The 13,827-nt window shown below is 67.3% G+C and carries 11 protein-coding genes; 6 read left to right on the forward strand and 5 right to left on the reverse strand.

Features of this window, described 5'->3' with window-relative positions; all coding sequences use genetic code 11:
- Window positions 1–250: 250 nt before the first annotated feature.
- Window positions 251–1,873 carry a CHAD domain-containing protein gene (locus AAFN88_RS17570; RefSeq protein ID WP_347521847.1) on the forward strand — a complete coding sequence of 541 codons (1,623 nt, stop codon included), beginning with the start codon at window positions 251–253 and terminating at the stop codon, window positions 1,871–1,873.
- 18 nt (window positions 1,874–1,891) lie between these two features.
- Here the strand turns inward: AAFN88_RS17570 and AAFN88_RS17575 are convergent, their stop codons facing one another.
- A complete protein-coding gene (locus tag AAFN88_RS17575) occupies window positions 1,892–2,527 on the reverse strand; it encodes a 2-dehydro-3-deoxy-6-phosphogalactonate aldolase (protein WP_347521848.1) in 636 nt (211 codons plus the stop codon).
- A 2-nt stretch (window positions 2,528–2,529) separates the two neighbouring features.
- The gene (locus AAFN88_RS17580; protein WP_347521849.1) at window positions 2,530–3,435 is read right to left on the reverse strand and encodes a 2-dehydro-3-deoxygalactonokinase; all 906 of its coding nucleotides are present in this window, start codon (window positions 3,433–3,435) and stop codon (window positions 2,530–2,532) included.
- 300 nt (window positions 3,436–3,735) lie between these two features.
- On the opposite strand from AAFN88_RS17580, the gene AAFN88_RS17585 reads away from it, so the two are divergent.
- Window positions 3,736–4,710, forward strand: a complete 975-nt coding sequence (locus AAFN88_RS17585) for a 2-hydroxyacid dehydrogenase (protein ID WP_347521850.1) — start codon at window positions 3,736–3,738, stop codon at window positions 4,708–4,710.
- A gap of 47 nt (window positions 4,711–4,757) precedes the next feature.
- The gene (locus tag AAFN88_RS17590; RefSeq protein WP_347521852.1) at window positions 4,758–5,603 is read left to right on the forward strand and encodes a fumarylacetoacetate hydrolase family protein; all 846 of its coding nucleotides are present in this window, start codon (window positions 4,758–4,760) and stop codon (window positions 5,601–5,603) included.
- A gap of 115 nt (window positions 5,604–5,718) precedes the next feature.
- On the opposite strand, the gene AAFN88_RS17595 is transcribed toward AAFN88_RS17590, so the two are convergent.
- Window positions 5,719–6,594 carry an SMP-30/gluconolactonase/LRE family protein gene (locus AAFN88_RS17595; protein WP_347521854.1) on the reverse strand — a complete coding sequence of 292 codons (876 nt, stop codon included), beginning with the start codon at window positions 6,592–6,594 and terminating at the stop codon, window positions 5,719–5,721.
- 111 nt (window positions 6,595–6,705) lie between these two features.
- Window positions 6,706–8,307: an NAD(P)/FAD-dependent oxidoreductase gene (locus AAFN88_RS17600; protein WP_347521855.1), complete on the reverse strand. Its 1,602-nt coding sequence runs from the start codon at window positions 8,305–8,307 to the stop codon at window positions 6,706–6,708.
- A gap of 470 nt (window positions 8,308–8,777) precedes the next feature.
- Between AAFN88_RS17600 and AAFN88_RS17605 the strand changes: the two genes are divergently transcribed.
- Both AAFN88_RS17605 and AAFN88_RS17610 read left to right on the forward strand, forming a co-directional pair.
- Entirely contained in the window at window positions 8,778–10,256 is a 1,479-nt protein-coding gene (locus tag AAFN88_RS17605; protein WP_347521856.1) for a hypothetical protein, read from the forward strand.
- Window positions 10,257–10,482: 226 nt separating this feature from the next.
- Window positions 10,483–12,369, forward strand: coding sequence for an SLC13 family permease (locus AAFN88_RS17610; protein WP_347521857.1), 1,887 nt, complete (start codon window positions 10,483–10,485; stop codon window positions 12,367–12,369).
- Window positions 12,370–12,457: 88 nt separating this feature from the next.
- Here AAFN88_RS17610 and AAFN88_RS17615 read toward each other — a convergent pair whose 3' ends face one another.
- Complete coding sequence (locus tag AAFN88_RS17615) at window positions 12,458–13,165, reverse strand: DUF3313 family protein (protein WP_347521859.1); 708 nt, start codon at window positions 13,163–13,165, stop codon at window positions 12,458–12,460.
- A gap of 220 nt (window positions 13,166–13,385) precedes the next feature.
- Between AAFN88_RS17615 and AAFN88_RS17620 the strand changes: the two genes are divergently transcribed.
- Window positions 13,386–13,823, forward strand: coding sequence for a YbaN family protein (locus AAFN88_RS17620; protein WP_347521860.1), 438 nt, complete (start codon window positions 13,386–13,388; stop codon window positions 13,821–13,823).
- Window positions 13,824–13,827: the final 4 nt, after the last annotated feature.

The following is a 13,827-nucleotide window of genomic DNA, read 5'->3' on the forward strand; positions in this document are numbered from 1 at the left end:
TGAGTCCGCGGGTCCCGAAAGAAATGCGGCGGCCGCAACAAAACTGTCATGTTTCCGGGCTTGCCGCGCACGGGCCGGAGACGCAATGCTAGCCCGACTAGGCTTAACGGTCTCCGCCGGCGGCCATTCTAAGTGCCTCGGCGGGGCGAATACAGGGGCCTGACCGGCGAAGGCCGGCCCCGGGGCAAGGGGCCGCCGGACCGGAAGGCCGCCGGGAAAGGCCCGGCCCCAGGCGAGAGGCGGACGTCAGATGGCCAAGCCGAACCCAGGCGGATCTTCGGCGCCCTTGGAAACCGAGTTGAAGCTGCGGGGCGCCCCGGAGACGCTTCTGCGTCTGTGGCGGGCCTTGCCGCAAGCCGGCAGCGCTGGCGCGCCCAGAATCAAGGACCTGGAGAGCACCTACTACGACACCGCCGACTTGCGCCTGCGCAAGCGGGGGCTCGCCCTTCGCATCCGCCGCGATGGCGCCCGCTTTCTCCAGACGGTGAAGACCGGCGATACCGCCGCTTCCGCCGTGTTGATCCGCGGCGAGTGGGAGGGCGAGGTGCCATCCCCGGAGCCGCGGCCGGAGATCGTCGACGACCCGGCCATCCGCGCCGAACTGGACCTGATCTCCCCCGGCGACTTGCGCCCCGTCTTCACCACCCGCGTTCACCGCGAGGTGATGCAGGTGAACGGCACCGATTCCCTGGGCCGTCCGAGAACCATCGAGGCCGCCTTCGACCGCGGAGAAATCGAAGCCTCCGGCATCCGCGAGCCCCTGGCCGAGATCGAGCTGGAACTGCTGCAAGGGCCGCCGCGCGCGCTCTTCGATCTCGCCCTCACCCTGCAGGACATTGCCCCCACAAGGATCGAGACGCGCAGCAAGTCGGCGCGCGGTTATGCCCTGGCGACCGGGCGCAAGCCGACCTGGCAGCGCGCCGAAGCGCTGAAACTGACGGCCCGGATGCGGGCCGACGACGCCCTGGCGGCGATCCTTGGGGCCTGCCTCAGACACTGGACCGCCAATGAAGCGGCTGTCCTGGAGAGCGGAGATCCGGAAGGCGTTCATCAGCTCCGGATCGGCCTCCGGCGCTTCCGTTCCGCCCTGTCGGTCTTCGGCGATCTGCTGCCGCAGGAGACGCTTCAATGGCTGAAGACGGAAGCGAAGTGGACGCTGAACGCTCTGGGCGCGGCCCGCGACTGGGACGTCTTCCAGGCGGATCTCCTGGCGCCCTTGGAAGCGCATTACCCAGGCGACCCCGGCATGGCGGCGCTGCGCGCGGCGGCGCAGGACCGGCGGGCAGAGGCCTACCGGCAGGCCTGCGAGGCTCTCTCGGCCCCACGCTACACCCGCTTCCTGCTGCGGCTCGGCGCCTGGCTGGAAGATCGCGGCTGGCACTGCGCCGAGCTCGCCCCCGAACAGGCCAAGGCTCTGAAACGGCCGCTTCCGGACCTGGCCGCGGCGCTGCAGACCCGGCGGCACCGCAAGACCTTGAAACTCGGCAAGGGGTTCAAGACCCTGTCCGCCGCCGAGCGCCACCGGCTGCGCATCGCCGTGAAGCAGTTGCGCTATACCACCGAGTTTCTCCGCGGCCTCTACCCGGCCAAACGAGCCCGACGCTATCTGGCGGCGCTGCACGACCTGCAGGACAGCCTGGGGCATCTGAACGACGTGACGATAGCGGAACATCTGCTGGCCGAGCTGACGCGGAACGCCGGCCGGGGCAAGGCCGCCGGCCAGCTGCATCAGGCCGCCGGACGAATGGTCGGCTGGTACGGCCGCGCCCTGCTGGACTTCGAGCCGGACATGCGCCGCACCTGGAAGTCCTTCGCCGCCAGCGACCCGTTCTGGAAGAAGCCGCGGAAACCCGGAAGGAAGCAGAAGGCCTGAAACGACCGCCGCCGCGCCTCAGGCCCCAGCCCGCGCCTTTGCGACCGCGTCGCGGAAGGGCGCGACGCGCGGGGCCACCTCCGCCGGACCGTCGCCGGGCTTGTAGAGGCTGCCGCCCAGGCCGAAACCCCGCACCCCCGCCTGCCAATAGGGCAGGATCTTCTCCGGCGTGATGGAGCCGACCGCGAGGACCGGCAGCACCGGCGGCAGCACCGCCATCATCGCCATGACCACCGCCGGCGGGATTCCCTCGGCCGGAAAGAGCTTCAGGGCGTCGGCCCCGGCGCGGGCGGCGCGCAGCCCTTCGGTCGGCGTGGCGAAGCCCGGCACCACGATCAGCTCGTCGGCCGCGCAGGCGGCGATCACGGCGGGGTCGCTGTTGGGGGCGACCACCAGACGGCCTCCGACCTCGACCACACGGCTGACGTCCGCCGTATCGAGCACGGTGCCGGCGCCGACAAGAACCTCCTCGCCGAAGGCCTGCGCCAAGGCCGCGATACTCTTGAAGGGCTGCGGCGAGTTCAACGGCACCTCGATCATGGTGATCCCGGCCGCGACCAGCGCTTCACCGATGGCCACCACTTCCTCGGGCTTCACGCCACGCAGAATAGCCACCAGCGGCAGGCCTTCGAGCCAGGGTTTCAACCCCTCCATGATCAGCCCTCCGACCTTCTCAGATGCTGTGCCAGGGCGTAGAGGCCGGCCGCCACGGCATCCGTCTCCAGGGTGACGGCCGTTCTGCCGAGCTTGCCCAGCGCCGCCTCGTAGAGCGCGGTCAGAGCCGGCGCGCCGAGCAGGAAAACCTCCGCCTCCTCCTCGCCCAACGCCGAGAACAGCTCGTCGCCGATCAGTAGGCCGGAGAGATAGCTGCGCACCTCCGTTTCGGGCAAGCTGCCGGCCAGCACGCGGCTGCGCGCCGTGAAGAGGCGGTTCAACAGACCGCCTTCCCGCGCCAGCGCCACGCCGTCCAGGAACCAGCGGTCGGCGTTCACGGCACCCTTGGTCATCAGGCGGCCGAGAATGGAATGCCCCTGCAGCAGGTCGTAGACCTCTCCGGTCATGTAGGTGGCGAAGCCCTGGACAACGCCGTCCACCACCCGCACCCATTTGCTGTGCGTGCCGGGCAGGCAGACCACACCTCCGCCCGGCGGCATCTGCGCCAGGGCACCCAGGACCTGGGCCTCCTCGCCGCGCATGACGTCCGGGCGTCCGGGGCGCGATTCGTCCAGCAAGCCGGGCACAATCCAGGCTTCGCCCTCGCCCCAATCGACACGCTCCAGTCCACCGGCAACCTCCGCCGGGCCCGCCGGACAATCCACATAGGGGATTTCGCGCCAGCCCTGGCGGCTGCCTATCATGCCGCTCATGACGACGAGCGAGTCCGGTGCCTGCTTCAGCCAGTCGCCGACCTCGGCCAGCAAGGCGGCGGCGAAATCGCCGCCGCGTACCCTGAGAACGCCGCCCGCCGCCTCACGCCGCTCCAGGATCTCTCCGTCAGGACCCAGAAGATAGGCGCGGAAGGACGAACTGCCCCAATCGACACCAATGATACAATCCTTCACAGCCAGTCCCCGCTGTTGCTCCCAACGAGGCCGCCAGGGTTCGCGTCTTTCCGCAAGACCGGCATCATTTGTTGACCAATGAAGCAGGCTCTTCCGGCAACGACGACCTTCACGGCCGGCCTCCGCAGTTCCTCGGCGCCACCGGTCTGGAAAGTTCTCCGCTTGCGGATCGCTCCACCTGCCAGCTTGGCGCTCGGGCACTTGTTTGCTATTGATGGATAGCGCTATCCGAAGAAACTTCATAGCGCCGAAATCGACAAGCACCCGCGGCCGCTCGGTGGCAACCAAGGCGGCTGGCGTGTGACTTCTGCCCGGGCGCTCAAGCAACTGGAGAACAGCGTGAAGCCGGAACTGGTAATGGTCGGCCCGATGATGCCGCATGTCATGGAGGCACTCGACCGCGACTTCACGGTCCACCGCTTGTGGGAAGCCGAAGACAGGAAGGCGCTGCTCGCCGAGGTTGCCGGCCGGGTGCGCGCCATCGCGACCAGCGGCAATCTGGGCGCCGACGCCGCCACCATCGACGCCCTGCCGAAGCTGGAAATCATCGCCTGCTATGGCGTCGGGGTGGACGCCATCGACCTGGCCCACGCCGCCAAGCGCAAGGTGATCGTCACCAACACGCCCGACGTGCTGAACGACGACGTCGCCAACATGGCCATCGCCCTGCTGCTCGCCACCTCGCGCGAGATCGTCAACGGCGACCGCTACGTGCGCGCCGGCAAGTGGCTGAAGGGCGCCATGCACCTGACCCGTGCCCTCCGCGGGCGCAAGCTCGGCGTCCTGGGCCTGGGACGCATCGGCAAGGACATCGCCCGCAAGGCCGAAGTCTTCGGCTTGGAAATCGCCTACCACGGGCGCCGGCGGCAGGACGGTATCAGCTACCGATACTACGGCGACCTGGTGGAGATGGCGCGCGACTGCGATATCCTGGTCGCCATCTGCCCGGGCGGACCGGCAACCGACAAGATCGTCGACCGTGCGGTGCTCGACGCGCTGGGACCCGAGGGAACCTTCATCAACGTGGCCCGCGGCTCAGTCGTCGACGAACCGGCGCTGGTCGCGGCCCTGCAGGAAGGCACGCTGGGCGCCGCCGGCCTGGACGTCTTCGCCGAGGAGCCGAAGGTGCCCGAAGCCCTCCTCGACATGGACCAAGTCGTGCTGCAACCCCATGCCGCGAGCGCCACCACGGAGACCCGCCGCGCCATGGGCGACCTGGTGGTCGACAATCTGCGCGCGCACTTTACCGGAAAACCGGTGCTGACGCCGGTCTAGGCCGGCCAGCCCCTTCCCCGACCCGCTACCCCCGAGAGGAAAGAGCCATGAAGCTGCTGCGCTATGGAGCCATGGGCCAGGAAAAACCCGGAGCACTCGACCGCAAAGGCACGCTGCGCGACCTGTCCGGCCATATCGACGACCTGACCGGCGCGGCGTTGCTGCCGGAGGCCCTGGAGAAGCTGAAAGCCCTGGACCTGGAGAGCCTGCCCGCCGTCGACGGCTCGCCGCGCCTCGGCCCTTGCGTCGGCGGCGTCGGCAAGTTCGTCGCCATCGGCCTCAACTACGCAGACCACGCCGCCGAGGCCGGCGTCGACGTGCCCAAGGAGCCGGTGATCTTCATGAAGGCGACCAGCTCGATCTGCGGGCCCAACGACAACGTCGTCATTCCGCGCGGCTCCCAGAAGTGCGACTGGGAGGTGGAGTTGGCCTGCGTCATCGGCAAACCGGGCAGGTACATCGACGAGGCCGATGCCCTCGGGCACGTCGCCGGCTACTGCGTGGTCAACGACGTCTCCGAGCGCGCCTTCCAGTTGGAAGGCACCGGACAGTGGGTAAAAGGCAAGAGCGCCGACACCTTCGGCCCGGTCGGTCCCTGGCTGGTCACCCGCGACGAGATTGCCGACCCGCAGAACCTGCGTCTCTGGCTGGAAGTCAACGGCCACCGCTACCAGGACGGCAGCACCCGCACCATGGTCTTCAAGATGGCTCACCTGATCAGCTACGTCAGCAGGTTCATGAGCCTGCAGAGCGGCGACATCATCACCACCGGCACACCGCCGGGGGTCGGCATGGGTCAGACCCCGCCGACCTATCTGAAGCCGGGCGACAGCATCACCCTCAGCGTGGAAGGCCTGGGCGAGCAGCGCCAGCACGTCGTCGCCGCCGACTGAGGGCACGGCGGCGGCGCGGGGTTGTCGGACCGGAAGCTTCGCCGGGGCCGGAAGCTTCGCCGGGGCCGGGAGTTTCGCCGGACTCTGCAAGGCAGTCCGGCGGCGCCCTGCGGACTCAGCCGCCGAACTGCCCGGCCGGCAGGCCCTTCACCCCGGGATCGATCTCGAATAGGGCGCCGGCGAGCGGCTGCTCTTCCAATTCCTTCTCGGACAGCCCGGTCGCAGCCGAGGTCACGAACAGCCGGTCCATCCCTGCGCCGCCGAAGGCGAGGCTGGTCACCTGGGAGACCGGCATCTCGATGACCCTGTCGACCCGGCCCGAAGCTGCGAAGCGGGTGATGCGCCAACCGCCCCAATGAGCGACCCAGAGACATCCCTCGGCATCGCAGGTCATGCCGTCGGGATAGCCGTCGCCTTCGGGGATCGTCACGAAGACTCTCTTGTTCGTCAGCTTGCCGCCCTTGGCCACGTCGAAGGCGTAGATTTTTCCTTCGAAAGTATCGGTGTGGTACAGCGTCGCCCCGTCGGGACTGAATGCCGGACCGTTGGCCACGACGTAGCCCTTGTCGACGCGATGCCAGTCGAGGTCAGGGTCCAGGCGGTAGAGACTGCCGTGGGCTTCGCGCTCGTTCTCGTCCATGGTGCCGGCCCAGATGCGCCCTTGGGCATCGGCCTTGGCGTCGTTGAAGCGGTTATTCGGATAGTCCGGCTCGGGCTGGCCGATGACCTCGGGCATCATGGTGCCCGGTGTCAGAAAAGCGAAACCGCGCTCCTTGAAACCCGCCACCAAGCCCTCGCCGTTGGCGCGCTCGATCACCCAGCCGATCGGCTCCGGCATCATCCAGGAGGTCTTGTCCCCGTCTTCCGGACGATAGCGGTGCAGCGCGGGCGCCTTGATGTCGACCCAATAGAGTGCTGCCTCGCGTGGCGACCACAGCGGCCCTTCTCCCAGGGCCGCCCCCGCCTGCCAAAGGCATTGCGCGTCCGGCATCCGCGTTCTCCCTGCGCCGTTCTTCTTGGAGGCGCAGATTAAGGGTTTTGGCCGGACATCAAAACAACCAAATGCCGGACCGCATAGCGCCAGAAGCCTGCTATCGCCCAGCTATTGCAGGTAGCGCAACTTGTAGTACCGGTCGAAGCGCGCCGCATCGCCGCCGTCGACCTTCAGATACTGCAACACGTCTGCCGCCGCGCGCAGGCCGCTGATGTAGGCGCCGTGAACCGCCAGGGGTTGATACCTCGGGTCATAGGCCGAGGCCACGGCCTCTCCCGCCCAGAACAGCGGCAGCGTCTCGCGCGGGTCCTTCAGGGCCTCGCGGGCCTCCTTGGCCAGCATTCTGCCGGGACGCCGGGGCCTGTGGGCGAGATAGGAATTGCCGCCCTTGGCGAAAGCATCCTTCGACCAATCCTGGCGCAGGAAGTTCGGCCTGAACCTGCCGCCGCGGTCGGTGAAGCCGGCCAGCAGATTTTTCTGGGTCCAGCGCCGCCCGCGTCCGTAGATCTTGCCCAGTTCCGCAAAGACGTGAGCCACGGCCTCGTCATCGCTCATCTCCGCGATCTGGTCGTGATCCTCGTTCATCAACAGCCCCGTCAGCACGTGCGGGCCCAGGTGCTCCTTGGGAAAGGAAGAGAAGAACGTCCGCGCCTTGCCGCGGGGATTGCTCAGCACCGTCATGTGGCCGGCGGACTCGCCGCCGTCGTCGACCCAGACCCGTTCCTTGAATTCCAGGCTGAACTTGGTGATCGCCCCCATGCGCACCAGGCCCAAGGCCTCGCGCTTGCGGTCGGTCAGCAGCGGCCCGAGAATGCTGTCTCCCTCGCCGCTCACGGGATTGAGCATCCCGGCGGAGAAGGTGCAGACGGCGCTGCGCCCGGTATAGGTCTGACCGCCCTGCGTGGTCACCACGATCCGGTCGGCCGCTGGCCGCGCGATCTTCACCACCTTCCTGGCGGTCGAGCCGGCCCGGCTCTTCTCCAGCCGGCCACCCGCCTTCTTGAACTCCTCGGCGATCTTCGCCGGCAGGCTGTCGAAACCGCAGAGGCCGAAGGGCTTCACGGCATCGTGCTCCATGCGCAGTTCCTTGCGCTCCATGAGCTGGTCGACGATGGCGTCTGTCTTCAGCCCGGCGATGGAGATCTCGTTCAAGGGACCCGGCGTGTGGGCCGAAAGCGTGTAGCGCAGCAAGGCCAGGCCGCGCGCCGAGAGATCGTTCTTACCGGCATAGCGCTGGATGAAGGTTTCCGCCGTAATGTCGGCGCTGGCTTCAGCGTCGAACTCCTGGATCTGCTGGAGCGCATCGGGCAAGTCCCAGAACTCCGGCTGGACGATCACCTCCGCCAACATCTTCGTGCGCTTCCAGGGGCTGAAGTACATGCGGTTGCGGGGAATCTTGAGGATTCCCATGCCGCATTTGTGCAGCGGCGAAGCGGAAAAGCCGTGCTTGCGCACTTCGCGCCAGAATTCCAGATAGCGGTCCTGCTCTGCGACATGGATGTACTCCGCCCCGCCTTCCACGGGCACCGGCTTGCCGTTCTTCTTCACGAAGTTCCGGATCGACTTCATGCGTCCGCCGATGCGATCCGAACCTTCCAGCAGCAGCACCTTGAGTCCGGCCTGCTGCAGGTCGCGCGCGGCGGTAACGCCGCTGATTCCCGCACCGAGCACAATGCAATCGAAAAGCGTATCCGGTCCTGGTGTCGGCATCTCGCAGTCCCCTTCCCAGGGGCCCGTGACGCGCCAAGAGGCCGGCCCCCGACAGTCTCGGGTTGGATCGGACCTACCTGAGGACAAAGCCCTGCCCTGACCTGGCGGGGGGAGGAAGCACCGCGACAGCACCCCTGCATGTCGCAGAATGAGCCTAGGCCGGGCACGGACGGATTGCCATGCCCAGGCTGTGACCATTGCGGAACCAGTCATAACAGGCTTTGCCGCCAATGGCCCCGGCAACCCGGCGCTACCTCTAAAGGGGGTGAGCTCTGCAAGACCGTCACGCGCAATGGTCGGTGGCATTCATGGCGGCGAACCTCCTAAGATGAAACGGGAAGAATCGGCCGGCAGGCCGCCGCGGAAAGGGACGAGCCGCGACATGCCCAACGGCATGGAAAACCGCCTGGCGCTGCCGGCGAGGCTTTCGCCGAGTCTCAGCGCTTCATCACACGATTGGATTCTGTCCGGTGACGACGAGAAACGAAAAGGCGACGGCGACGCCCAGCACCGGCCTGGGCCGCCATACAAGCCAGCCCAGCGTTCTGCTCGGCCCCTGGCTGGTCGCGCTCATGGGCTGCGAACTGCTGACGCTTTTCAGCGACAGCCTGGTGGCCGGACGCATCACCGAGATACTGCTGCTGGGCGTGCCGCTGATCGGCTGGCGCCGCCTGCGCCTGCGCGAGGCCTATCTGTTGGGTCTTTGCGGCGTACTGCTGCTGCTCGCCCTGATCTATCATGCGCAGCCCTGGGAGTTGGCCTTGCGCGGCTTGGACCGCGCGGGATTTCTCGCAGCCTTCATCCTGCTCATGGGACTGCTGCGCGAAGGCGGCATCACGTCGCCCGCCGTCCTTCAATGCGGCACCTACGTGACCCAGCAGCCGCCGCAATGGCGCTTCCTCGCCGTCTTCCTCGGCAGCCATTTCTTTTCGGTCCTGATCAATCTGGGTGCGCTCAGCCTCCTGGCGCCGATCATCCAGCGCGGCGTGCGCGGCGACGACAAGCGGCGCGAGGATCTGGACGAGATATCTCTGGTGCGCGAACGCCGTCAGCTCTCGGCCCTGCTGCGCGGCTTCGCCTGGTTCCTGCTGTGGGCCCCGACAGCGGTGACGCAGGCGATCCTGCCGACCCTCATTCCCGGCGTCGATCCAGGCAGGGTCCTGCTTCTCGGCGGGCTGCTTTCCCTTGTCATGCTTGCCGTCAGTTGGGGCGAGGATGCTCTGCGCTGGTATCCACTGCGCCGCCGGCTGCGCGCCAGCGGCAAGCTGCCGCAGCGTCAGGATCTGCCGCTGCCGCGCGGCGCCCTGCTGCGTCTCGGCGCGGTCAGCGCTCTGCTGTTCGGTCTGACGCTGCTGTTCACGCGCTGGGGTGACGTACTTCTGGTCGGCGGCGTCATGCTGGCGGCGCCGGTCGTCCTTCTGGTCTGGGTTTTCCTGCAGCGGGCGGAACGCGGCCTGCGGCTACGCCTCGCCGGAACGCTCCAGCGCCTGGGCGATGTGACCGGTACCGGCCTGCCGTCGTTCCTGCGCGAGGCCGTCTCGCTTGCCTGCGCGGGTTTCATCGGGACGGTGGCCGCGGCGCTGGTCCCCTCGGAACAGGTGGCCGGCGCCCTTTCGGTCCAAGACCTGCCGGGCTGGGTCTTCCTCTCGCTGCTGTCGCTCTTCGTCTGGCTCTGCGGCCAGATCGCCCTCAGCCCGATCACCACCGCCGTGTTCCTGGGCAGCCTGGTGACAGAGCTCGGCGCAGTGCCGGCCGATCCCACCATGATCGTACTGGCCATCGCCGCCGGTTGCGCCATTTGCACCTTGGGCGCCCCCTTCGCGTCGGGAACGCTGATGCTGGCACGTGCTTCCGGCTACAGCGGCGTCGAGCTGTCGTGGAAGTGGAATTCGGCCTATACGCTGGGCTCCATGGCCGTCCTGGCCGTCTTCTACGCCCTCTTCACCTGAGACATTTTCATCTACTGAGAATTTTCATATAGAATGCGGGAGGGGAGCGGCGCGACGCGGCTTCCGGAAGGCGCAATCATCCGTGCCACATCCTTCCTCAAGGGGCGCTATGCAAGGGAACCACATTCCGCTTCGCGTGACGGCAAGGGGCTGCGGCGGCCCCGGCGGGCTTCCCGTGTCGAGGATCCGCCGCCGTGGTTCGAGATACCCGGGCTAGACCGCGTCCATGATGGCCCCGGACCTCATCGCGCCCTTCCAAATGGGCGTTCTCTTCCTGCTGATCGTCGCAGCCCTGACGATCTATGCGACCGAGTCCCTGTCCATCGAACTGACCTCGCTGGCCGTGATCGCGGTGCTGCTGGTCTTCTTCCACTTCTTCCCGGTCATCGGGCCGGGCGGCGAGGACAGGCTGGACTTGCGCCACCTGCTGTCGGGCTTCGCCAATCCGGCCCTGATCGCCGTCCTGGCCCTTCTGGTCCTGGGCGAAGGGCTGACGCGGACCGGCGTCCTGGACGAAGCGGCCAATATCGTCATGCAGTTCACCAAGCAGAACCGCGCGGCCGCCGTCGCCCTGATGCTGGTGGTCGTCATGGTCTTCAGCGCGGTCTTGAACAACATCCCGGTGGTGGTGCTCTTCGTCCCCATCATGCAGGTTCTGACGCGACGCTTCCGGCAGTCGCCCAGCCGCTACATGATGCTGCTCAGCTACGCCTCGGTGCTGGGCGGCATGACCACCCTGATCGGGTCTTCCACCAACCTGCTGGTGTCGCTGGAACTGGACAATCTCGGCGAGCGGCCTTTCGGCTTCTTCGATTTCACCGTCCCGGGGCTGGTGTTGGCCGGCTGCGGCTTAATCTACCTGTTCTTCGTCGCGCCGCGCCTGCTGCCCGACCGGGCGCCGTTGGGGGCCGCGATCGAGGAGCACAGCCGGCACTTCATGGCGCAGATCTCGATCACCCAGGGATCCCGCCTGGTCGGCCTGACGCCGGTCGGCGGCATCTTCCCGGACCTGAAGGACGTGACCGTGCTGATGATCCAGCGCGGCGAACGCGCCATGGTCCCGCCCTTCGAGGATCTGACGTTGGAGGTCGGGGACCTGGTCATCCTGGCCGCGACCCGCCAGGCGCTCAGCGCCCTGGCCAAGGGCGAACCGCAACTGCTGCACCCGGAACTCATGGCCGACGCCTTCCGCGGGCCGGAGGAAAGCCAGGATGACGAAGCGCAGCCGCACCGCCCGCCTTGGACCATCAGCGGTCAGGTCCAGGCCGAAGTCATGGTGCGTCCGGAATCGGAATTGGTCGGCCGGACCCTGGAAGAGGTCGGCTTCCGCTACAAACATCACTGCGTGGTGCTGGGCATCGAACGCCGCAGCCGAATGCTGCGCGACCGCATCACGCGGATTCCCCTGAAGGACGGCGACGTCCTGCTGATTCAGGGCCGGCCCGAAGATGTCGACCATCTGCGCGGAGAACGCAGCGTGGTATTGATGGAATGGTCGCGCCAGCCCCTAGTGACGCCGCAGTACCAGCGGATCGCCGCGGTCATTTTCCTGGCGGTCATCGCCGCCTCGGCAACCGGCGTGGTGCCCATCGCCCTCGCGGCCTTCTGCGGCGCCGCCGCCATGATCGCCTCGGGGATCCTTTCCGTCGACGACGCGATCCGGGTGCTGGACCGCAAGATCGTCCTGACCATCGCCATGGCCCTGGCGCTGGGCTCGGCCATGCAGGAAACCGGAGGAGCGACCTTCCTGGCCGAAATGCTAATAAGCCTGCTGGCCGGCGCTTCGCCCGGCCAAGTGCTCTCCGCCTTTTTCCTCTTGCTGGCGCTGCTGTCGAACGTGCTCAGCACCAAGGCGACGGCGGTGCTCTTCACGCCGATCGCCGTCGACCTGGCCCGGGTGATGGGCTTGCCGGTCGAGCCCTTCGCGGTGGCGGTGATCTTCGCCTCCAACTGCTCCTTCGCCTCACCCATCGGCTACCAGACCAACTTGGTGGTGATGACTCCCGGCAACTACCGCTTCATGGATTTCGTGCGGGTCGGCCTGCCGCTGATCCTGCTGGTGTGGATCGCCTTCAGCCTGTTTGCGCCCTGGTACTACGGCCTGCCGCTGTAGTCACGGCGCCGGTCAGAGCGCCGGCCTATCGGCACGCGGGTTCCGGGACGGCGCAGCGAGGTCAAAGGCGCCGCGCGCAGCGGTATCCTCAGCCCAAGGGCGCCGACGGAGGCGTGCAGTCGCTCCCGCCACGGAACACACAGAGACGATAACGGATCAGCACGGCGTAGGCCTCGAGGTAGCGGTTGACCTCGGCCCAGCTCTTGAAGGAGGTGCCGTCGAAACTCTTCTGACCGAAGTGGCGGTCGACAGTGGCGCCCAGGACCTCGCCGGTCACGGCATCCGTCCATTCGGCCTCGACCAACAGATCGGCGCCGGGCGAGACGGGGCTGGCCAGGGCATCGACGACCACCTGCTTTTCCGGATCGTCACGGGCCACCAGCGCGACGGTGTCCATGGCCACCGGTTCCTGGGTGACGGGCAACACGGCGAACTGCACCCGCACGGCCCCCCGCTGCGGCTCCACCGCCAACAGGAAGTCCTTGCCCAATTCCCGGCCCATGAGGATGTGGAAGTTGTTCGCCAAGGTCTGGCGGTCGCCGGGCGAAACCGAGCGCATCGCCTCAAGCGGCGCGAAGTACATGACCGGGTCGAGCATGATCTTGTCGTATCCGCCATCGCGGGCGCGCTCGCTGACGTAGACCAAGTCCGGTGCGAAGTCGCCCTCGCCGGGCTTCAGTTCGGCCTGGATTTCTGCCGGCAGGATGGCTGAGCTATTGCGCTGAGGTCCGCCTTCCGGCGCGGCGCAGGCAGCCAGCAGACCCATCAGTCCGATCGACAACACGAAGCGCGGCATTCAATCCTCCTCGGTTCAGCAGCACCGCAAGATGCGATGCCGGGCCCGCGCCTGGCAACGAAAAAGCGCCGGGAAGCCCGGCCCGCAGGCCGGTTCCGCCAAGCGCAGGTCAACCCTCTCTAAAGAAAACCTTGGTATCCTGGGCAAGCTGGCCTATTTCGTTAGCCAGCATTCCGGGCCCGCCCCGGACGCCAGAAGTCGATCGAGGCCGCAAGTCAGCATGACCAGCCGCAGCGCCACTGAGGACACCCGCGACATCAACGCCCGCCGTCGCCTCGCCTGGGCGTGGACGGCCGCCGGCTACGCCTTTTTCGGCATCGGTCTGGTGGGAACCCTGCTGCCGGTGCTGCCGACCACGATCTTCTGGATCGCCGCCGCCGGCTGTTTTGCCAAGGGCTGCCCGGCCATGGCCCGCAGGATCTTCGCCTGGCCCGGCATCGGACCCGCCGTCGAGGCTTTTCTCAGCCACGGCGTCATCGCCCGCAAAGCGAAGGTCAGTGCGCTGCTCGGCATGACCGGGGGCAGCGGGATCGTGCTGCTGACGTCGTTGTCGCTGCCCGCCAAGCTGGTGACCATCGCCGTCATCGCCCTGGCGGCGCTCTATGTCGTGAGCCGGCCCGAGCGCCTGCCCGAGGGTGCCGTCTCCGAAGCCGACTGAATCG

Source organism: Pelagibius sp. CAU 1746 (assembly GCF_039839785.1).
Classification (GTDB): Bacteria; Pseudomonadota; Alphaproteobacteria; order Kiloniellales; family Kiloniellaceae; genus Pelagibius.